Annotated in this window: 16 protein-coding genes; 9 read left to right on the forward strand and 7 right to left on the reverse strand. The window is 76.0% G+C overall.

Translation table 11 applies throughout. The features are described 5' to 3' along the window. The 5 genes from ACIP60_RS23860 to ACIP60_RS23880 form a co-directional block, all read right to left on the reverse strand. Positions 1-3437: hypothetical protein (locus ACIP60_RS23860; RefSeq protein ID WP_400687486.1), on the reverse strand; the 3437-nt coding region annotated here is incomplete at its 3' end. 191 nt (positions 3438-3628) lie between these two features. Then, the gene (locus ACIP60_RS23865) at positions 3629-4582 is read right to left on the reverse strand and encodes an exopolyphosphatase (protein WP_100837704.1); all 954 of its coding nucleotides are present in this window, start codon (positions 4580-4582) and stop codon (positions 3629-3631) included. A 73-nt stretch (positions 4583-4655) separates the two neighbouring features. Next, positions 4656-5933, reverse strand: coding sequence for an SUKH-4 family immunity protein (locus ACIP60_RS23870; protein ID WP_400687488.1), 1278 nt, complete (start codon positions 5931-5933; stop codon positions 4656-4658). Then, positions 5930-9199 (reverse strand): toxin glutamine deamidase domain-containing protein, encoded by a 3270-nt coding sequence (locus ACIP60_RS23875; protein ID WP_400687490.1) that lies wholly within the window; start codon positions 9197-9199, stop codon positions 5930-5932. Before ACIP60_RS23875 ends, ACIP60_RS23870 begins: the two co-directional genes overlap by 4 nt. A gap of 65 nt (positions 9200-9264) precedes the next feature. Next, the gene (locus tag ACIP60_RS23880; RefSeq protein WP_400687492.1) at positions 9265-9609 is read right to left on the reverse strand and encodes a WXG100 family type VII secretion target; all 345 of its coding nucleotides are present in this window, start codon (positions 9607-9609) and stop codon (positions 9265-9267) included. A gap of 221 nt (positions 9610-9830) precedes the next feature. On the opposite strand from ACIP60_RS23880, the gene ACIP60_RS23885 reads away from it, so the two are divergent. After that, positions 9831-10721, forward strand: a complete 891-nt coding sequence (locus tag ACIP60_RS23885; RefSeq protein ID WP_400687494.1) for a hypothetical protein — start codon at positions 9831-9833, stop codon at positions 10719-10721. Between the two features lie 31 nt (positions 10722-10752). Here ACIP60_RS23885 and ACIP60_RS23890 read toward each other — a convergent pair whose 3' ends face one another. Together ACIP60_RS23890 and ACIP60_RS23895 are read right to left on the reverse strand one after the other, a co-directional pair. Next, a complete protein-coding gene (locus ACIP60_RS23890) occupies positions 10753-11916 on the reverse strand; it encodes an NADH-quinone oxidoreductase subunit D (protein ID WP_400687496.1) in 1164 nt (387 codons plus the stop codon). Positions 11917-11931: 15 nt separating this feature from the next. Beyond that, on the reverse strand, positions 11932-12936 hold the full coding sequence (locus tag ACIP60_RS23895; RefSeq protein WP_400687498.1) for an SAM-dependent methyltransferase: 1005 nt from the start codon (positions 12934-12936) through the stop codon (positions 11932-11934). Positions 12937-13041: 105 nt separating this feature from the next. Here ACIP60_RS23895 and ACIP60_RS23900 point away from each other — a divergent pair, with 105 nt between their 5' ends. The 8 genes from ACIP60_RS23900 (at position 13042) to ACIP60_RS23935 (ending at position 20959) form a co-directional block, all read left to right on the forward strand. Then, complete coding sequence (locus ACIP60_RS23900) at positions 13042-14253, forward strand: sensor histidine kinase (protein ID WP_400687500.1); 1212 nt, start codon at positions 13042-13044, stop codon at positions 14251-14253. Positions 14254-14286: 33 nt separating this feature from the next. Continuing rightward, positions 14287-14976: a response regulator transcription factor gene (locus tag ACIP60_RS23905; RefSeq protein WP_100837696.1), complete on the forward strand. Its 690-nt coding sequence runs from the start codon at positions 14287-14289 to the stop codon at positions 14974-14976. A 174-nt stretch (positions 14977-15150) separates the two neighbouring features. Beyond that, positions 15151-16008 carry a Rossmann-like and DUF2520 domain-containing protein gene (locus tag ACIP60_RS23910; RefSeq protein WP_400687503.1) on the forward strand — a complete coding sequence of 286 codons (858 nt, stop codon included), beginning with the start codon at positions 15151-15153 and terminating at the stop codon, positions 16006-16008. Further along, positions 16008-16913, forward strand: coding sequence for a pantoate--beta-alanine ligase (gene panC / locus ACIP60_RS23915; RefSeq protein WP_400687505.1), 906 nt, complete (start codon positions 16008-16010; stop codon positions 16911-16913). The genes ACIP60_RS23910 and panC overlap by 1 nt, the downstream gene beginning before the upstream one ends. 96 nt (positions 16914-17009) lie before the next feature. After that, positions 17010-17459, forward strand: coding sequence for an aspartate 1-decarboxylase (gene panD, locus ACIP60_RS23920; RefSeq protein ID WP_100837693.1), 450 nt, complete (start codon positions 17010-17012; stop codon positions 17457-17459). A gap of 16 nt (positions 17460-17475) precedes the next feature. Then, positions 17476-19089 (forward strand): L-aspartate oxidase, encoded by a 1614-nt coding sequence (locus tag ACIP60_RS23925; protein ID WP_400687507.1) that lies wholly within the window; start codon positions 17476-17478, stop codon positions 19087-19089. Positions 19090-19151: 62 nt separating this feature from the next. Beyond that, a complete protein-coding gene (gene nadC, locus ACIP60_RS23930; protein ID WP_100837691.1) occupies positions 19152-20123 on the forward strand; it encodes a carboxylating nicotinate-nucleotide diphosphorylase in 972 nt (323 codons plus the stop codon). A 38-nt stretch (positions 20124-20161) separates the two neighbouring features. After that, complete coding sequence (locus ACIP60_RS23935; protein WP_111555941.1) at positions 20162-20959, forward strand: type III pantothenate kinase; 798 nt, start codon at positions 20162-20164, stop codon at positions 20957-20959. The last annotated feature ends 55 nt before the right edge of the window (positions 20960-21014 follow it).

Genomic DNA, 21014 nt, shown 5'->3' on the forward strand with positions numbered 1-21014 from the left:
TTCCCGTCCGGGTAGACGGTGACGTGCCCGTCCTCGCTCGGGTCGACCGCGGTCACGTTCATCACCACGGCGGTGACGCCGGTGGCCGGGACGCCCTTCACCCCGGCGACCTGGAGCGCCACCACGCCGCCGCCGCCCACCCGCGCCCTCGGGGCGCCGGTGCCGTCCCGGGTGTCCAGGAAGCGGGCCGGGGTGAGCGGGGTGAACGCCGAGCCCTGGTCCGCCGCGCCGGTGTAGTAGCCGGTGACGTCGGCGATCAGGTCCACCGAGCCGGAGTTGTTGCGCAGGTCGACCTTGCCGTTGACCACCGGCACGGTCACCAGGTTGGGCACGGTGCGGTGCGCGCCGAAGTTCACGTTCGACGCGTTCGGCGCCGCCTGCCCGTCCGGGTAGACGGTGACGTGCCCGTCCTCGCTCGGGTCGACCGCGGTCACGTTCATCACCACGGCGGTGACGCCGGTGGCCGGGACGCCCTTCACCCCGGCGACCTGGAGCGCCACCACGCCGCCGCCGCCCACCCGCGCCCTCGGGGCGCCGGTGCCGTCCCGGGTGTCCAGGAAGCGGGCCGGGGTGAGCGGCACGAACCGGGACGCGGCCGGAGCGGCGGCGGCCGTCACCGTGAAGGCGTGCGGCAGGTAGCCCGGCGAGGGCTGGCCGCTGGTGTAGCCGGTGCCCTCGTTCACCAGGTCGTAGCTGCCCGGCTCCAGGCCGTTGGTGTCGACCAGCACGTTGAGCGTGCTGCCGTCGGCGCTCGCCGACTGCGGCTGGACCAGCTGCCGGCTGCCGGACGGGGCCGGCGCCAGCTGGATCCGGCTGCCCATCGACAGGCCGGTGCCGGTGATCACGGCCGGCACCAGGGTGCCCGCCGGGCCGGTGGCCGGGCTGATCGACCGGGGCGTGCCGTACGCGGACGTCGGGTTCCCGGGCAGGCCCGCCACGGTGTACTCGATCGGGGTGGCGAGCTTGTTCGGGCTGAGGATCAGCACGGCCTGACCGGCGGTGGCCCCCGTGTTGGTGCAGGCCGCGCCGAACTGGCCGTAGTTCTGCGTGCACTGGTAGACCAGGCTGGAGTTGCTCCACTCGTCCGGGCCGGAGACCGAGAACCACGGCATGTCGACGCCGGTGGCGCTGGTGCTGCCCGCGACGGTGAAGCCCTGGTGCGGCTGGAGGTCGACCACCCCGCAGTAGGCGGGGGCGGACTCGGTGAGCACCCCGCTGCGCTGGGCGAAGCCGTCCGCGGAGAGCTTGTCGGCCGTGCACTCGGGTGCCCAGCCGCCCGCCCCGCCGACCTTCCAGGCGTCGACGTTCGCGTGGATCGTCTTGCCCTGGTAGCCGGACGCGACCACCACGGCCACGTACGAGGTCGAGCCGGTCACCTTGCAGGAGGCGCCCCACTGGCGGCACTGGATCTTGCCGTCGGCGTCCACCGCCATCAGCAGCGAGGACGGGTCGTAGCGGCCGCCGACCGTGCGGCTGCTCAGCCAGAACCGGTCGGTCGCCGCGCCGCTGACCCGCACGCAGCGGGCGTCCAGCGCCGAGGTGAAGTCGAACGGGGTGGACGGGGCGCCCACCCGGTTCGAGGTCAGCGGGGTGCACGGCGCGGACGGGGAGATGTCCCGGCGCACCAGGTGGTAGGTGTCCGCCCAGCCGGTGCCGACCAGCATCGCCGTGTAGGCGGCGCCGGGGGCGAACTGGCAGGTGGTGGTGGAGGAGCCGGGGGTCGAGCAGACGGTGTTGCCCGCGCCGTCGACCACGTACACGGCCGCGTTGACGCTGTTGGCGTTGTTCGCGTAGTCCAGCATCTCGGCGGGCGCGTGCTGGGCGGCCGGAACGCTCAGGCAGCGCTGCTGGGCGGCCGCGTCCAGCGCGACCTCGACGCCCCAGGAGCCGCCGTACCCGGACTGCGGCCAGGCGGTGCAGCCCGCCGCGGCATCGGTCCGGTGGACCACCAGGGCGTACGCCTTGCCCGGGTCGGCGCTGAGCACCGCCCGGAAGGGCGCGCTACCGGTCAGCTTGCAGACCGCGTAGCCGTAGCCGCCGTTGTCGCACTGCTTGGCGCCGTTCGCGTCGTCGATCTCGACGGCGACCGAACTGCCGTCCACCGGCTTCCGGTTGAGCAGGTAGAGGCCCTTGCCGGAGGCGGTGGGCAGGGTCAGGCAGCGCTGCTGGCCGGCCGCGCCGTAGGTGCCGGTGACCGCGCCGGAGGCGAGGCCGTCGTCGGCGGTGGCGGTGCAGCCCCGGGTCTCCTTCGCGGAGCGGAAGGACATCCCGAACGCGCCGACGTCACCGGAGGTGCCGTCCAGCACCCAGGTGTGGTCGCCGGCGGTCAGCGCGCAGTCGCCGTTCTGGCAGGACCCCTGGGTGCCGTCGGACTCGAACCACCGGCCGTACAGGTAGTCGCCGGAGGCGGTCACCGGGGCGTACAGGTACCGCCCGGCCGCGGGCACCCGCAGGGTGCGGCAGCGGGCCGCGGAGGACCGGTCGGGGGCCTCGCCGTACGCCTGCGGGGTGACCACGGCGCAGCCCCGCGGGGCGGACAGCCGGGCCGCCCGGAAGTCGTACTCCTGGGCGGCGCCGGAGGCCTGCTGGACCGTCACCCGGTACGGGGCGGTACCGGTCAGCGCGCAGTCCAGGCCGCGGGTCGGGTCGCTCGCGGTCTGCGAGCTGCAGACCTGCTTGCCGGTGCCGTCGTAGACCACCGTGGTCTCGCGGTAGTCCGGCCCGTAGACCCGCAGCACGTCGCCCGCGGCGAGGTCGGTGCGGTAGCAGTCGCCGACCGCGCCGACCGCCAGCGAGCCGTGGAACGCCTTCGGCGCGCCGAGGTCCAGGTCCGTCCCGGACAGCGTCCGGCAGCCGGTGGTGCTGGTCAGCAGCGGCAGGTACCCGACCGAGAGCGCGTTGTCGGCGTAGGAGCCGTTGCGCACCTGCAGGGTGTAGGTGCCGGCCTGGGTGGTGGCGCAGCGCAGCAGTCCGTTGCCGTAGGCGACGCCCTCGCAGGGGACGGTGCCGCCGTCCGGGGCGAGCAGCGTCGGGTAGGTGGAGTACTGCTGGGTGGCGACCAGCTGGAGCAGGAGCAGGTCCTTCTGCTCGGGCAGCGTCAGCGTCATGGCGGCGGTGGCGTACGCCGGCACCGTGCAGGTGGTGGGCGCCTGCGGGTCGAGCACGGCCGGGCAGGCGCCCGCCGGGTCGGACTCCTGCAGCGCCTTGGCGGCGGCGGCGTGCTCGGCCTGCGGGTCGGCCTTCGGGGCGGCCTGCGGTCCGGCCGCCGGGGTGTGCGGCGCCTCGGCCGCGGGCTTGGCACTGGCGGTGGGCGACGGGTCGACGGCCGCCGCGAAGGCGGGGCCGGACTGGACGACCAGTGCGGTGAGGAGCAGGACGCCGGCGGCGATCGAGCCGGCGGAGCGTCTGCGTCTGCCGAGTTCCGGCAGCGTTTTCATCGGTCCCCCCAGGACGTGGAGATGCCCGACGCCGGTGTCGTTCACCGGCGTTCGAAGCAGGCGGATTCTAGCGGGGGGCATACGCATCACCGCCACCGGATAACGGCCCTGGGCGGACGGAGCACCGCCGCGCGGGGGCCCGCGGCGCAGGGCGGCGAGCCGCGCCGCCGCGCGGGGCCCGCGCCGTCCGGTCAGGCCCCGACGGCGATCCGGTGCTCGGGTCCGTCCATCGTGTCCAGCCGCCGCAGGATGATGCCCTCGCGCAGGGCCCACGGGCAGATGTCCAGCTCCTCCAGACCGAAGAGGTCCATCGCCGCGTCGGCGACCAGCGCGCCGGCCAGCAGCTGGCGGGCCCGGCCGGCCGAGACGCCGGGGATCTGGGCCCGCTCGGCGGGCGTCATCGCGGCGAGCCGGGGCAGCCAGGCGGAGAGGCCGGCGCGGGTGAGCCGGCGGGGGACCCGGACGCCCGCGCCCTCGGGGGCGGCGCCGGTCATCCGGGCGAGCTGCTTGAAGGTCTTGGAGGTGGCCACCGCGTGGTCGGGCGGCCCGAGCCGGGCGATGTCGCCGACCGCGCCGGCGATCTCGGCCCGGATGTGCCGCCGCAGTTCGCGCAGGTCGCCCGGGTCGGCGACCTCGCCGGGCAGCCGGGAGGTGAGGCGGCCGGCGCCGAGCGGCAGGGAGGTGGCGACGGCGGGCTGCTCGTCGATGCCGCAGGCGATCTCCAGCGAGCCGCCGCCGATGTCCAGGTTGAGCAGCCGGCCGGAGGACCAGCCGAACCAGCGGCGGACGGCGAGGAAGGTCAGCCGGGCCTCGTCCTGCCCGGAGAGCACGTTGAGCGCGACGCCGGTCTCGTCCTCGACCCGGCGCAGCACCTCCTCGCCGTTGGCGGCCTCCCGGACCGCCGAGGTGGCGAACGGCAGCAGGTCGACCACGCCCTTGTCCTCGGCCACCCGCAGCGAGGAGGCGACCATGGAGACCAGGCGCTCGACCCCCGTCCCGCTGATCGCCCCGTCCTCCTCCAGCAGCTCGGCGAGGCGGAGTTCGGCCTTGTGGGAGTAGGCGGGCAGCGGGGCCGCGCCGGGGTGGGCGTCCACCACGAGGAAGTGGACGGTGTTGGAGCCTACGTCGAGCACACCGAGTCGCATGACCGCCCAACCTAGCCCAAACCGGTGACCGCCAGGGATACCGGCGGGGACACCGCCGGCGGTACCACCGGGGTCACAGCATCCCGTCCCAGAGCTGCTCGACGATGACCGCCCACCAGTTCTCCGGGTCGCGCAGCGCGGTGCGGTCCAGGGCGGCCAGCGCCCACTGGAACTCGGCGACGGCCGGGCCGGCCTGCTCGGGGGGCAGGTCGAGCAGCCGGGGGCGGCGTTCGGCGAGCAGCGCCAGGCAGCGGGTGAAGGCGGTCAGGTCGGCGTTGCAGTAGCGGGCCTCGCCGGTGTCGGGGTCGACGGCGCGGACCCGTCCCTGGGCGGTGTCGACGGTGAGCAGCGCCCAGCCGTCGGTGCCGATCACGCGCTGGCCGAGCAGCGCGGCCCGGGCGGCGGCGGTGGCCCGGCGGCCCCGGCCGCGCGCGGCCAGCAGCTCGGCGAGGTCGGGCAGCGGCGGGGCGGCCGGCCCGGCGATGCCGTCGGCCTCCGGCAGGTACAGGGTGAAGAAGCCGGGGACCTCGCGCGGCAGCCCGGTGCGCCGCAGCGGGCGGCCGACGGCCTCGGGCAGGTCGGCGGCGAGCACCTCGGCCTGCTCGAAGCGGCGGGTGCCGTCCTCGCCGAACAGGGCGGCCAGCCGCTTGCCCAGGCCGGTCTCGTCCTCGGGCTGGGCGGGCGGCACTGCGGGCGGGAACGGCACCCGGTTGTAGCCGCTGCGGGCCCGGGCCACCAGGGCCCGCACGGCCACCGCCCGGTGGTCGTGGCGCGGCCCGTACGGCTGCTCGAACTCCAGCCGGACGCCCGGCAGTTGCTCGGCGACGGCCTGCTCGAAGTAGCCGCCGGGGAGCATCGACAGGCGCAGGTCGGTGCGGAGCGCGACCAGGTTCTCGGCCGGGACGCCCTGCTCGGCGAGCTGGCGGCGGGCCCGCAGCGCGGGGTGCGGGCGGCCGTGCGCGGAGTGGACGGTCAGCGAGCGCAGCTCGTCCCGGTCGTCCCGGTAGGTCAGGGTGGCCCGGGTGCCCGGGCCGGTGACCGGCGGCAGCGCCGGATGGTGGCTGCCGGCGCCGAGCCGGTCGCGGTGCAGCTGCTCGACCACCGGCACCGGGACGGACGGGTAGACCACGAGTTCGCCGGTGACCCGGTCGACCACGGCGCAGGCCGCGCCGATCTCCTCGGGGGCCCGGCGGGCGCCGGTCAGCGGGTCGGTGAGGACCGGCGCGGGCTCGGGCCAGAGCACCCAGCCGAGGTCGAACTCGTGGCACCTGACAGGCCGTGAACCCTCCTGCGGGAGGTCGCCGTTGACCCAGCGGTGGGCGGTGGCGAGGGCCTGCTCGCGGGTGATCATCGGCTGGTGCTCCCGGTGGTGGTGCGGTGGATGGTGAGCCGGGAGCGCGGCGGGGCGGGCGCCGCGGCGGGGGCGGTGTCGTCAGCGGCCCCGGCGGCGGCACCGTCCTCCGCGCCGGCCGCGCCGGCCGCGCCGGCCGCGCCGACCAGGGCCGGCTCCGGGGCGCGCTCGGGGGCGTGCTCCGGGACGGCGACGGTGGCCGGCAGCGGCGCGGTCAGGTCGATCGGCCGGTCGGCGGCGTCCACCGCGATCGCCCACAGGCCGTGGTCGGCCGGGTAGAGCGGGGTGGGCCCGGCGTAGCCGGTCTGGTGGTCCAGGTAGCTGAGGACGCCCTTGTGGTTGACGGCGTTCCAGGTGTGCGAGCGGCCGAACGCGTCGACGGTGAGCAGCACCGCCCGGGTGCCGGTGCCGTGGGCGAGCAGGGCCCGGCCGAGCTTGCCGTGGGCCTCGGTGCCGTCGCCGAGGTCGAGGAAGCGGGTGCCGAGTTCGAGCTCGGCGCGGTCGCGGCCGCCGCGCTCGCCGGCCGGGCCGTCGGGCAGCCGGGGCGCGGCGCAGGTCGGGACGCCGCCGAGGGTGTCCACGGCGGACAGCGACACGTCCACGCAGTTGTTGGCGCGCCCGCTCTCGGCGGGGCCGCCGCCGTTGAGCACCTCGGTCCACTCGCCGACCATCGGGTCCGGCGCGGGCACCGGGGTGCGGCGCACCGCCTCGGCCTGGTGCGCCGGGTCGACCGGGCCCAGCCCGCCGGGCAGGCCGTACGGGCGGCTGTCGGCGAGGGTCCGCTCGCGCTCGCCGGCCGGTCGCGGGGCGACGGCGCCGGGGTGACGGCCGTTGGCGATCACCAGCCAGGCCGCGGACGCCTGTCCGGGGTTCACCGGCAGGCCCTGCTCGTCCGTACCGGCCTGGCGCCGGGTGTCCACCAGCGGCTCGTAGCCGCGGGCCGGGGTGCCGGACGCGTGCTGGCCGATCCCGCCGCCGCCCGCGGGCGGCACCGGGACGCCGGTCACCGGGCGTCCGCCGACCGGCTGCTGGCCGACGCCGATCACCGCGGCCCCGCCGCCCGCCGCGCCGGGGGCACCGGGGGTGCCGACCGCGCCGACCTGGCCGGGAGCGCCGACCGCGCCGCCCACCGGGCCCGCCGCGGGCGCGCCCGGGACACCGGCCGCGCCGGGGGCCCCCGGGGCACCGGGCACCGCCGCCGCGCCGCCGGGCACCGCGCCGACCGGTCCGCCGATCGGGCCCGCACCGGCCACCGGGCCGGTCGCCACCGGCCCGCCCGTCGGGATGCCGCCGCCGACCGGGGCGGCCGTACCGCCGCCGACCGGGCCGAGCTGGAACGAGGAGCCGCCGGACGGGCCCGACCCGCCGGAGGACGGCCCGGGGTCGGCGAGGCGGTGACCGCCGCCGCCCCCGCCGCCGGACGACCAGATGTCGCCGCCGCTCACCACCGGCGGGGCGCTCGGCGCGGGCGGCGCGGCCACCGAGTCGACGTGCACCGACACCGGCAGGTCCGGCACGCTGTGGCCGCCGCCGCCGTACGAGCCGCCCCCGTACGAGCCACCGCCGTACGAGCCGCCACCGCCGCCGTACGAACCGCCGCCGGACGGGGTGCTGACGGTCGGTCCGCTGTAGGCGGGTGCCGTGGGGCTGCCGTAGGAGACGTTGTGCGAACCGCCCTGGTAGCCGGTGCTCTGGTGGCCGCGGTAGCCGCCGCTGTCGGCCGGGCCGGTCTGCGGGTGGCCGCCCGGGTCGCCGAGCGCGCTCTGGGTCACCGCCGACACCGGTTCGGTGACGGTGCCGGCCAGGTCGGTCAGCAGGCCGCCGTGGCCGGGGCCGAGCGGGCCGCCGTGCCCGGGGCCCGGGCCCGTGCCCGGCCCGGTGCCGTCGCCGGCCCAGGTGCCGTGCCCGTCCGGGCCGCCGTGGCCGTGGGCGTGCGGCAGGTCGTTCTGGAACGGGCCGCCCGGCTGTTGGCCGTCCATCACGCTGACCGGCTGCCCGTCGGGGCCGAGCAGGTCCAGCGGGCGGCCGTCCGCGCCGAACTGGATCACCTGTCCGCCCGGGCCGGCCGCCCGGCCGGAGGCGTCCACGGTGACCGGGTGGCCGTCGTGGCCGGTCAGCAGGTGGCCTTCCGGGTCGGCGACCAGGCCGGCGACCTGGGTGCCGTCGGCGTCCAGCATCACCGGGTGGCCGTCGTCGCCGAGTTGGGGCTTGCCGTTCAGGCCGAGCGCCAGCGTGATGCCGGTGCCGACCAGCGCGCCGCCCAGGCCCACCAGCAGCGGCTTGCCGTTGCCGCCGAGCAGCGGCTTGCCGTCCTCGCCCATCGCCACGCCGGTGACCGGGGTGCCGTTGGCGTCGACCAACTGCTGGGTGCCGTCCGGGCCCTGGGTGACCGTCAGGCCGTCCACGCCCTTGACCCGCTGCCCGTCCTCGCCGACCAGCACCGGGTTGCCGTGCCGGTCGGTGCGCACCGTGCCGTCGGCCTTGACCTCGGCGTGCAGGCCCGCGACGGCGGCCACCTCGACCGAGCGGGCCACCCCGGCCCGCGCCAGCGCCCCGGTGACCTTCCCGGAGCGGGCCGCCATCGAGGTCTCGCGCAGTTCGCCGTGCAGGCCCCGGCCGTCGGTCTGGGCGATCCGCTCCAGCGCGACCAGGGGCGGCTCCTTGGCCAGCGACCTGGCGGCCTCGCCCATGTCCCGGCCGAGCCGCTCCAGCAGCTGGCCGATCCTCGACTTGGCGTGCTCGACCGCGGCCAGCTCCTCGGCCTCGGCGGCCAGCTCCTTGACCGCGCCGACGGCCGCGCCGATCGTGCCGGTCACCAGCCCGCCCAGTCCGGTGGCGGCCTCCTTGCCGGCCTGCGCGATGTCCGCCTTGGCCTTGGCCTCGGCCGCGTCGGCCGCCCGGATCTTCTCGGTCAGCTCGGTGAGCACCGCGATGATGTCGGCCTTCACCTGGTCGGCCACCCCGGCCGCCTTGTCCAGCGCGGCGGCCACCAGCCCGGCCGCCGCCGCGGCGTCGTCCAGCTGGCCGCGCCCGCCGCCGCTGAACTGCCGCCAGTGGTCGGCGAAGGCGTCCACCGCGCGGCCCTTGTTCTCCCCCGACACCCGCTGCACGGAGGCCGCGCCGCGGGCCACCAGGGCGTCCGCGTCCGACCCGAACTCGCGCCACAGGCCGGCCGCCCGGCGCAGCCCGTCCTCGTCCGCCTGCGGCCACGCGTGGCCGGTCCGCGCCAGCGCGGGGGCGAGTTCCTCCGGCAGGTTCCTGGACACGTGCTCCCCCTTCGGGTGGTACGGCTCGGCGCGCGCGGCGGCCCGCCAGGTGGACTGACTCCGGTTCAGGCCCGGCCGGTTGCGGTCGGGTGGTTCAGCGAGGGCGCGTCGAAGTCCGCGCTGATCTCCTGGTCGGTGCGGTCGGTGGTGTCCGCCATCGTGTGCAGCCCGCGCCCGATCCGGCCCAGCCGCTCCGACAGCCCCTGCAGCCCGGCCAGCGCGCCCTCCCGGGCCTCGCCGTACGCGGTGCCGAACGGCTGCCCCGGCTCGTCCTCGCCCCACGGCGCGCCCAGCGCCGCCAGGCCGCTCTCCAGCTGCTTCGCCGCGTTACCGAACTCGTCCGAGATCTTCTCGAACTCACGTCCCTCGCCGTGGAGTTCCCACGACCGGATGACGACCTCGTCGCCCATCTGCACTCCCCCGTGCAAGGGCGCCCGTGCGCCCGACCTATCGGCTGAGCCATCCTAGGACCACACTCCGCCCGCGCCGACCGGCCGGCGGCCCTTTTCACAGCCGTTTCACCTTCCCCGGCCGCCCGAAACCCCCGGAACCACCCCAACTCGGACGAACCCCCGGCAAAGCCGCGGCGCCGCGACCCCGGCCCGTCCCGCCCAGGCCATACCCTTGCCGGGTGGCACCAGCTGACAGCACCAAGAACAAGAAGACCAAGAAGCCCGCCAAGGCCGACGAACCGGCGAAGACCGCCAGGGCCGCCAAGGCCGCCAAGGCCAAGGGCCCCGTCGTCGACCTGGCGATGCCCACCGTCCGCGAGGTCGCCCTCGACTTCCCGCGCGCCTGGGTCGAGTTCACCGACCCCGCCGACGAGGACCAGGTGTTCCGCTGCGACCTCACCTGGCTCACCTCCCGCTGGGGCTGCATCTTCGGCAAGGGCTGCCACGGCATCCAGCCCGGCCGCGGCGCCTCCGACGGCTGCTGCACCCTCGGCGCCCACTACTCCGACGAGGACGACGAGCAGCGCGTCGCCGGGCACGCCGCCCGGCTCACCCCCGACATCTGGGAGCACCACGCCGAGGGCACCGACGCCAGGGGCCGGATCCGCCGCGACGGCGGCATCACCATGTTCGACGAGGACGGCGACCGCCAGACCCGCCGGGTCAACGGGGCCTGCCTCTTCCTCAACAGCCCCGGCTTCCCCGGCGGCGCCGGCTGCGCCCTGCACGTCCTGGCCCTGCGCGAGGGCCTCGAACCGCTGGAGACCAAGCCCGACGTCTGCTGGCAGCTGCCGGTGCGCCGCACCTACGACTGGATCGACCGGCCCGACGACACCCGCTACCTCCAGGTCTCCATCGGCGAGTACGACCGCCGCGGCTGGGGCCCCGGCGGCCACGACCTGCACTGGTGGTGCACCGGCTCCCCCGAGGCCCACCGCGCGCCCGACCCGGTCTACGTCTCCTACCGCCCCGAGCTCACCGAGCTCATGGGCCGGGCCGCGTACGACCAGCTCGTCGCCCTCTGCGAGGCCCACGACACCCGGCTGGCCCCGCACCCCGCGGACCAGTAGCGCCCGGGAGCGGGCCCCCGCCGGGGCCCGCTCACTTGTCGATGTCGCCGACCACGAAGAACATCGACCCCAGGATCGCCACCATGTCCGCCACCAGCGTCCCCGGCAGCAGCTCGGTCAGCGCCTGGACGTTGTTGAAGGACGCCGAGCGCAGCTTGAGCCGCCACGGCGTCTTCTCGCCGCGCGAGACCAGGTAGTACCCGTTCAGGCCGAGCGGGTTCTCGGTCCAGGCGTACGTCTCGCCCTCCGGCGCCTTGAGCACCTTGGGCAGCCGCAGGTTGACCGGCCCGGCCGGCAGGTCGGCCAGCCGGTCGAGGCACGCGTCGGCGAGGTCGAGGGAGTTGGCGGTCTGCTCCAGCAGGCACTCGAACCGGGCCAGGCAGTCGCCCTCCTCCCGGACGGCCACCCTCAGGACGTCCCGCAGCTCCCCGTAGGCGAGGTAGGGCTCGTCGCGGCGCAGGTCGAAGTCGACGCCGCTGGCCCGGGCGATCGGCCCGCTGACGCCGTACGCGTGCACGTGCGCGCGGGAGAGGACGCCGACGCCCGCCGTGCGGCCGCGGAAGATCTCGTTGCCGAGCACCAGGTCCTCGAAGACCGGCAGCTGCCCGCGCACCACGCCGACCGCGCGCCGGACCCGGCCGAGCCAGCCGGCCGGGAGGTCCTCCTTGAGGCCGCCGACCCGGTTGAACATGTAGTGCATCCGGCCGCCGGAGGCCTCCTCCAGGACGTGCTGGAGCTCCTCGCGGCCGTTGAAGGAGTGGAAGATCGGGGTGATGCCGCCCAGTTCCAGCGGGTAGGAGCCGAGGAACATCAGGTGGTTGAGGACGCGGTTGAGCTCGGCCAGCAGCGTCCGCAGCCAGACCGCCCGCTCGGGGACCTCCATGCCGAGCATCCGCTCGACGGCCAGCACCACGCCCAGCTCGTTGGCGAACGCGGACAGCCAGTCGTGCCGGTTGGCCAGCATGATGATCTGCCGGTAGTCGCGGGCCTCGAAGAGCTTCTCCGCGCCGCGGTGCATGTAGCCGATCACCGGCTCGGCGGAGACGATCCGCTCCCCGTCGAGCACCAGCTTCAGGCGGAGCACGCCGTGCGTGGACGGGTGCTGCGGGCCGATGTTGAGCACCATGTCGGTGCTGCCGCCGTCGCCGGGGAGCGTCTGCGCGCCCGGGCCGATGCCGACCGTGGTCTCCGTCATGGCCGTCGCCTCCTTCTACGAGGGGAGAGTCTGCCATCCCGGCAGGCCCGCGAGGTCGTCCGGTACCGGCATCCGGACGGCCTGGACCAGCCAGTGGAACGCGCCGAGCCCGCCCGGGTCGGTGAGCTCGGCCGCCTCGCCCGCCCCGCCGAGGGCGCGCAGGTAGGCCGCCGGGTCGCTGCCCGCCAGCGCCAGCGGCGGGCGGGCGCCGCTGACGCCCAGCGCGCGCAGCGCCTCGCGCTGGGTGGTGAGCAGCACCGGGTGCCCGGCGACCGCCGCCGCGTCGAGCGCGACGTGCGCGGTCAGGTCGCGGGAGCCGTCGGGGACGGGGGCGCACTCGCGGCCGTCCCGGAAGCCGGTCAGGGTGCCGAACGGCGGCCGGGCCGCCCGCAGGTGCCCGTAGTCGACGGCCACCGCCAGGCCCCGCTCCAGGGTGCCGACGGCCGCGGCCCAGGCGGCGTCCCGCGGGCCGCCGAGCTCGACCCGCTCCCCGTCCGGCCACCAGCGCCCGGCCCAGGCCGCGTCCTGCGGGTCCACCGGCCCGCCGGGCCGCTCCGCCCCGTCCGGCGCGACCTCGACGTAGCGCAGCCGCCCGTCCGCGCCGCGCTCGGCCACCTCCAGCGGGACGTTGTCCAGCCACTCGTTGGCGAACAGCAGGCCCCGGACGCCGGCGGGCGGCTCGGCGGACCAGCCGATCTCGGCGGGCAGGCCGGCCGGGCGGTCGGCCAGCTCGACGGCCCGGAGGTCCACCCGTCCGCGCAGCCCGGCGGGGAGCAGGTCGCGCACCGCGAGGGTGAGTTCGCCGCGGCCGGCGCCGACGTCGACGAAGGCCAGCCGCTCCGGCCGGCCGAGCGCCGCGTCGACCCCCGCCAGCAGGCGGGCGACGGCGGCGGCGAAGCGCGCGGAGGCGTGCACCGAGGTGCGGAAGTGCCCGGCCGGGCCCTCCGGCCTGCGGTAGAAGCCGCCGTCGGGCCGGTACAGGGCGTGTTCGATCGCGGGCCGCCACCGCATCCATGTCATGGTGGGCGACGTTACCGGGGCGGATCCGCCTCCACCCTGGGGAGTAGCCCCGGATCGACCTCGCGGCGGAGCAGAACGGCCCCGCGGACTCCCTACGCTGGAGACGTGCATCGACTCAACGCCTGGCTCCGCCGACATCCCGTGGTCGTCGACTCCGGCTGGGCGCTGCTCGTCCTGATGCTCGGCGTGCTCGCCGCGGTCGAGTCGTCCGGCATGCCGGACGACCCGCTGCCCTCCTGGAAGCACTACACCGGCGTCGCGGTCGCCGTCCTGCTGCCCGCCCTGATGGTGGTGCGCCGCCGCCGGCCGGACGCCACCACCGCGGCGGCCGTCGCGCTCGGCCTCGGCCAGGTCGCGTTCGGGATCGACCCCAACGTGTCGAGCGTCGCCTACCTGGTGTTCGGCTACACCGGCGCCGCGTTCGGCCACGCCTGGACGTCCCGGCTGGCGCTGGCGGCCAGCCTGGCGGCCGGCCCGCTGACGCTGTGGCGGCTGACGCCCGCGGAGCAGCGCCAGAGCGGCTACGCGGCGGTGTTCCTGGCCGTCCTGATGACCACCCCGTTCGTGCTGTGCTGGGCCTGGGGCCGGCTCACCCGGGTCCGCCGCGCCTACCTGGTCGAGCTGGAGGACCGGGCCGCCCGGCTGGAGCGCGAGCGCGACGCCCAGGCCCAGGTCGCGGTCGCCGCCGAGCGCGCCCGGATCGCCCGCGAGCTGCACGACGTGGTCGCGCACAACGTCTCGGTGATGATCGTGCAGGCCGACGGCGCCGCCTACGTGATGGACTCCTCCCCGCAGCAGGCCAAGGAGGCGCTCGGCACCATCGCGTCCACCGGCCGCCAGGCCCTCGCCGAGATGCGCCGCCTGCTCGGGGTGCTGCGCACCGCCGACACGGCCGGCGAGTACGTGCCGCAGCCCGGCGTCGAGGAGCTGCCCGACCTGCTGGAGCAGGTCCGCACGGCCGGCCTGCCGGTCGAGTTCGCCGCCACCGGCCAGGTCCGCGAACTGCCCCGCGGCCTGGAGCTGACGGTCTACCGGATCGTCCAGGAGGCGCTCACCAACGTCCGCAAGCACGGCGGGCCGGACGCCCGGGCCCGGGTCGCCGTCGACTTCCGGGACGGCGACCTGGAGGTCCTGGTCGAGGACGACGGCCGCGGCTCCACCCGCGAACAGCTCTCCGGCGGCACCGACGGGCTCGGCCACGGCCTGATCGGCATGCGCGAACGCGTCGGTATGGTCAGCGGCAGCCTGGACGTCGGGCCCCGGCCCGGCGGCGGCTTCCGGATCCGGGCCGTCCTGCCGCTCAAAGCGTCCGCCTGACCCACCCGCCCCCCATGTAAGGAGACCCGAGCGATGCCGATCCGCGTCATGCTGGTCGACGACCAGGAACTGCTGCGCACCGGCTTCCGGATGGTCCTGCAGTCACAGGGCGACATCGAGATCGCCGCCGAGGCGGGCGACGGCCAGCAGGCCGTCGACGTGCTGCGCACCGCCGAGGTCGACGTGATCCTGATGGACGTCCGGATGCCCCGGCTCGACGGCGTCCAGGCCACCCGCCGGATCTGCCTCGACGAGCACGGCACCCCGATCGAGGGCGCCCCCCGGGTCCTCATCCTCACCACCTTCGACCTGGACGAGTACGCCTTCGCCGCGCTCAAGGCCGGCGCCTCCGGCTTCCTGCTCAAGGATGTCCCGCCCACCGAGCTGGTCGCCGCGATCCGCTCCGTGCACGGCGGCGACGCGGTGGTCGCCCCCACCACCACCCGCCGCATGATCGACCGCTTCGCCGAGGTCCTCCCCACCCCCGCCGGCACCCCCGGCTCCCCCCTGCTCGGCCCGCTCACCGACCGCGAGCGCGAGGTCTTCCTGCTGGTCGCCCAGGGCCTCTCCAACGGCGAGATCGCCGCCCGCCTGGTCCTCTCCGAAGCCACCGTCAAGACCCACGTCGGCCGCATCCTCGCCAAACTCGGCCTCCGCGACCGCGTCCAGGCCGTCGTCCTCGCCTACGAGAACGGCCTCGTCCGAGCCGGCGAGACCCCCTGACGGGGAGCCGCCGCCCCGGCCCGCGCGCCCCCGGACCGGGCGCACGGGTGGGCGGGCCGGAAACCCCCGTACCATTGACCGGTACGTCTGGTACCCCTAGAGGACTGGAACGGAAGAGTGCTGCCCGACTTCGGAGACCCCTCCGACCCCGGTAACCGCCCCGCCCGACTCACCGTGGGCGTTCTCGGCGCCGGCCGCGTCGGCCCCGCCCTGGGCGCCGCCCTGCAGCTCGCCGGCCACCGCGTGGTCGCCGCGTCCGGCGTCTCCGCCGCGTCCCGCCGCCGGGCCGAGGCCCTGCTGCCGGGGGTGCGGCTGGTCGCGCCCCCGCAGGTGACGGCCGCCGCGGACCTGGTGCTGCTGACCGTCCCGGACGACGCCCTGCCCGGTCTCGTGCAGGGCCTGGCCGCGACCGGCGCGGTCCGCCCGGGCCAGCTGCTCGTGCACACCTCGGGCGCGCACGGCGTGGCCGTGCTGGAACCCGCCGCCCGGGCGGGCGCGCTGCCGCTGGCGCTGCACCCCGCGATGACCTTCACCGGCACCTCGGTGGACGTGGCCCGGCTGGCCGGCTGCCCGTTCGGGGTGACCGCCCCGGAGGAGCTGCGCCCGGTCGCCGAGGCCCTGGTGGTGGAGATGGGCGGCGAGCCGTCCTGGATCCCCGAGGAGGTCCGGCCGCTCTACCACACGGCGCTCGCGCACGGCGCGAACCACCTGGTGACGCTGGTCGCGCAGGCGATGGAGCTGCTGCGCACGGCGGGCGTCCAGGAACCCGGTCAGATGCTCGGCCCGCTGCTGGGCGCGGCCCTGGACAACGCCCTGCGCTCGGGCGACCTCGCGCTGACCGGCCCGGTGGCCCGCGGTGACGTCGGGACGGTGCGCACGCACCTGGACCGACTCGCTACGGTGACCCCGGACATCGGCCAGGCGTACCGGGCGATGGCGCGGGCGACCGCCCAGCGCGCGGTGGCCAACGGCACGTTGAAGCCGGAGCCGGCGGCGGCGCTGCTGGACGTACTGAACGAGGAGAAGCACTGATGGCACGCGACAGGCGCCCGGCGAAGGCCCCGAAGGCGGCGAAGGCCCGCACGGCGGTGCTGACCCGCACCGTGGAGGAGTTCGAGGCCGCGTTCTGGCCGGACGAGCAGCCGGTGGACAACGCCGTGGTGATGACCATGGGCGCGCTGCACGCGGGCCACGCGGCGCTGGTGCGGGAGGCCCGCCGCCAGGTCGGCCGGGACGGCCGGGTCGCGGTGACGGTCTTCGTGAACCCGCTGCAGTTCGGCGCCGGCGAGGACCTGGACCGCTACCCGCGCACCCTGGACGCGGACCTCGCGCTCGCCGAGGAGGCGGGCGCGGACGTGGTGTTCGCCCCGTCCGTGGACGAGGTGTACCCGAACGGCGAGCCGCTGGTGCGGCTCTCGGCCGGCCCGATGGGCGAGGGCTTCGAGGGCGCGTCCCGCCCGGGGCACTTCGACGGGATGCTGACCGTGGTCGCCAAGCTGCTGCACATCACCGACCCGGACTTCGCGGTGTTCGGCGAGAAGGACGCCCAGCAGCTGGCGATCGTCCGCCGGATGGTCGCCGACCTGGACTTCGACGTGGAGGTGGTCGGCGTCCCGACCGTCCGCGAGGAGGACGGCCTGGCGCTGTCCTCCCGCAACCGCTTCCTCTCCGAGGAGGAGCGCACCCGGGCGCTCGCCCTCTCCCGCGCCCTGTTCGCCGGCCGGGACGCCGGCGCGCAGGGCCCGAAGGCCGTCCGCGAGGCGGCCGCCGCCGTGCTGGAGGGCGCGGACGGCGTCTCCCCCGACTACCTCGCCCTGGTCGATCCGCTGTCCTTCACCGAGGCGCCGGACGACTTCCGGGGCGAGGCGGTGCTCGCCGTCGCGGCCCGGGTCGGCTCGACCCGGCTGATCGACAACGTGAGCGTCATCGTCCGCTAGCCCGGACACCCGGGGCGGCCGGCCCCCCGAGGGCCCGGCCGCCCCGTCCACCACCGGTAGGCACCACCAGGCATGCACTCACAGGAGGCGTGACCCATGTTCCGCACCATGCTCAAGTCCAAGATCCACCGCGCCACCGTCACCCAGGCCGACCTGCACTACGTCGGTTCGGTGACGGTCGACGAGGACCTGCTCGACGCCGCGGACCTGCTCCCCGGCGAGCTGGTCCACATCGTCGACATCAACAACGGCGCCCGGCTGGAGACCTACACCATCGCCGGCCCGCGCGGCTCGGGCGTCATAGGCATCAACGGCGCCGCCGCGCGCCTGGTCCACCCCGGCGACCTGGTGATCCTGATCGCCTACGGGCAGATGGACACCGCCGAGGCCAAGGCGTACCTGCCGAAGGTGGTGTTCGTCGACGAGCGCAACCGGATCACCGGCCTCGGCGGCGACCCCGCGGACGCCCCCGAGGGCAGCGGACTGGTGCGCGGGGACGGCGCGTACGGTGGTGCGAACGGCGCGGCCGACGCCGCCGCGCGCTGAAGGAGCAGCTGAACCCATGTCGCACCGCCTGACCGCCCCCGCCCCCGGCTGGACCACGAGCACCGACGTGGTCGTGATCGGCTCCGGCGTGGCCGGGCTCACCGTCGCGCTCAACGCCCGCAAGGCCGGCCTGCGGGCCATGGTGGTCACCAAGGCGGTGCTGGACGAGGGCTCCACCCGCTGGGCCCAGGGCGGCATCGCCGCCGCCCTGGGCGAGGGCGACACCCCGGAGCAGCACCTCCAGGACACCCTGGTCGCGGGCGCCGGCCTGTGCGACGAGGAGGCGGTGCGCACCCTGGTCACCGAGGGCCCGGACGCGGTGCGCCGGCTCATCGAGGCGGGCGCCGAGTTCGACCTCGACGAGGACGGCGAGATCGTGCTGACCCGCGAGGGCGGCCACCACCGCCGCCGGATCGCGCACGCCGGCGGCGACGCCACCGGTGCCGAGATCGAGCGCGCCCTGGTCGCCGCGATCGAGGCCGACCCGGGCCTGGAGCTGATCGAGCACGCCCTGGTCCTGGACCTGCTCACCGACGCCGACGGGCACGCCTCCGGCGTCACCCTGCACGTGATGGGCGAGGGCCAGCGCGACGGCGTCGGCGCGATCCTGGCCCGGGCCGTGGTGCTGGCCACCGGCGGCATGGGCCAGGTCTTCTCGGCCACCACCAACCCGGCGGTCTCCACCGGCGACGGCGTCGCGCTCGCCCTGCGGGCCGGCGCCGAGGTCACCGACCTGGAGTTCGTCCAGTTCCACCCGACCGTGCTGTTCCTCGGCCCGGACGCCCAGGGCCAGCAGCCGCTGGTCTCCGAGGCGGTCCGCGGCGAGGGCGCGCACCTGGTCGACGCGGACGGGGTCCGCTTCATGGTCGGCCAGCACGAACTGGCCGAGCTCGCCCCGCGCGACATCGTCGCCAAGGCGATCATCCGCCGGATGCACGAGCAGGGCGCCCGGCACATGTACCTGGACGGGCGGCACTTCGGCGCCGAGATGTGGGAGCACCGCTTCCCCACCATCCTGGCCGCCTGCCGGGCGCACGGCATCGACCCGGTCACCGAGCCGATCCCGGTCTCCCCGGCCGCCCACCACGCCTCCGGCGGCGTCCGCACCGACCTGCACGGCCGCACCACCGTCCCGGGCCTGTACGCCTGCGGCGAGGTCGCCTGCACCGGCGTGCACGGCGCCAACCGGCTGGCCTCCAACTCGCTGCTGGAGGGCCTGGTCTTCGCCGAGCGGATCGCCGCCGACCTGGCCGCGCTGAACGCCGCCGGCCGGCTCCCGGCCCGCACCGTCACCACCGACGCGGCGCACGCGGCCGAGCCCGTCCCGCTGCTGCCCGCCGGGGCCCGCGGCGAGCTCCAGCAGCTGATGTCCACCGGCGCGGGCGTGATCCGCTCCGCGGACTCGCTGGCCGCCACCGCCAAGGGCCTGGCCGACCTGGCCGACCCGGACCACCCCGGCTCCCCGTCCGTGGAGACCTGGGAGGCCACCAACCTGCACCAGGTCGCCACCGCACTCACCACCTCCGCCGCCCTGCGCCAGGAGACCCGCGGCTGCCACTGGCGCGAGGACTTCCCCGACCGCGACGACGCCCACTGGCACCGCCACGTCGTCCACCCGCTCGCCGGCTGACGTCCGCGAGCGCACCCCCGCCAGCCGATCCCCGTACCGCCGAAACCTGGAGCCCTGCCACCATGTCCCACTCCGAACTGCCCCTCCTGTCCACCGAGTCCGGCGGCTGCGGCGACGGCTGCGCGTGCGGCGAGGGCGAGGAGTACGAGACCGGTCTCGACCCGGCGCTCGCCGCCCTGCTGGAGGACGCCGGGCTGGACCCGGTCGAGGTGGAGGACGTGGCGATGACGGCCCTGTCCGAGGACCTGGCCGGCGGCGAGGACGTCACCTCGGTGGCGACCGTCCCGGCCGAGGCCGTCGCCACCGCCGACTTCACCGCCCGCCAGGCGGGCGTGGTGGCCGGTCTGCGGGTGGCGGAGGCCGTCGTCTCGCTGGTCTGCGAGGAGGAGTTCGAGGTCGAGCGGCACGTCGAGGACGGCGAGCGGGTCGCCCCCGGCCAGGTGCTGCTCTCGGTGCGCAGCCGCACCCGGGACCTGCTCACCGCCGAGCGCTCGGCGCTGAACCTGCTCTGCCACCTGTCCGGCATCGCCACCGCGACCCGGGCCTGGGCGGACGCCCTGGAGGGCACCGGCGCGGTGGTCCGCGACACCCGCAAGACCACCCCGGGCCTGCGCGCGCTGGAGAAGTTCGCGGTGCGGGCCGGCGGCGGCGCCAACCACCGGATGGCGCTCTCGGACGCCGCGCTGGTGAAGGACAACCACGTGGTCGCGGCGGGCGGTGTGGTGGAGGCGTTCACCGCCGTGCGCGAGGCGTTCCCGGAGCTGCCGATCGAGGTCGAGGTGGACACGGTCGAGCAGATCGCGCCCGTCCTGGAGGCCGGCGCGGACCTGATCCTGCTGGACAACTTCACCCCCGCGCAGCTGCGCGAGGCGGTCGCGCTGGTCGCGGGCCGGGCGAAGCTGGAGGCTTCCGGCGGCCTGACCCTGGCCACCGCGCGCGAGGTCGCCGAGACTGGGGTCGACTACCTGGCCGTCGGCGCCCTGACGCACTCCGCCCCGATCCTCGACATCGGCCTGGACCTCCGCAGCTCCTGACCCTTCGAACCCCGACCCTTCGAAGCAGAAAGCGCCCCATGCTCCTCACCATCGACGTCGGCAACACCCAGACCACGCTCGGCCTGTTCGACGGCGAGGAGATCGTCGAGCACTGGCGGATCTCCACCGACCCGCGCCGCACCGCGGACGAACTCGCGGTGCTGATGCAGGGCCTGATGGGCGCCCACCCGATCGTCTCGGCGGACGACCGGGTGGCCGGCCTGGCGATCTGCTCCTCGGTGCCGGCCGTCCTGCACGAACTGCGCGAGGTGACCCGCCGCTACTACGGGGACGTCCCGGCGGTGATCGTCGAGCCGGGCGTGAAGACCGGCGTGCACGTGCTGATGGACAACCCGAAGGAGGTCGGCGCGGACCGGATCGTCAACGCGCTGGCCGCCAACCACCTGTACGGCGGCCCGTGCATCGTGGTCGACTTCGGCACCGCGACCACCTTCGACGCGATCAACGCGCGCGGCGACTACGTGGGCGGCGCGATCGCCCCGGGCATCGAGATCTCGGTCGACGCCCTGGGCGGCCGGACCGCGATGCTCCGCAAGATCGAGCTGGCCCGCCCGCGGAACGTGATCGGCAAGAACACCGTCGAGGGCATGCAGTCGGGCATCCTGTACGGCTTCGCCGGCCAGGTCGACGGCCTGGTCAACCGGATGGCCAAGGAACTCGCCAAGGACCCGAACGACGTCCAGGTGATCGCCACCGGCGGCCTGGCCCCGCTGGTGCTCGGCGAGGCCGACTCGATCGACGTGCACGAGCCCTGGCTGACCCTGATCGGCCTGCGCCTGATCTTCGAACGCAACCGCCCGGCCACCGCCGCCTGACAGCCCCGGCCACCGCCGCCCGACACCCCCGACCGCCCCGCCCGGGCCCCGGTCC

This window comes from Kitasatospora sp. NPDC088783 (genome assembly GCF_044750705.1).
Classification (GTDB): domain Bacteria; phylum Actinomycetota; class Actinomycetes; order Streptomycetales; family Streptomycetaceae; genus Kitasatospora; species Kitasatospora fiedleri.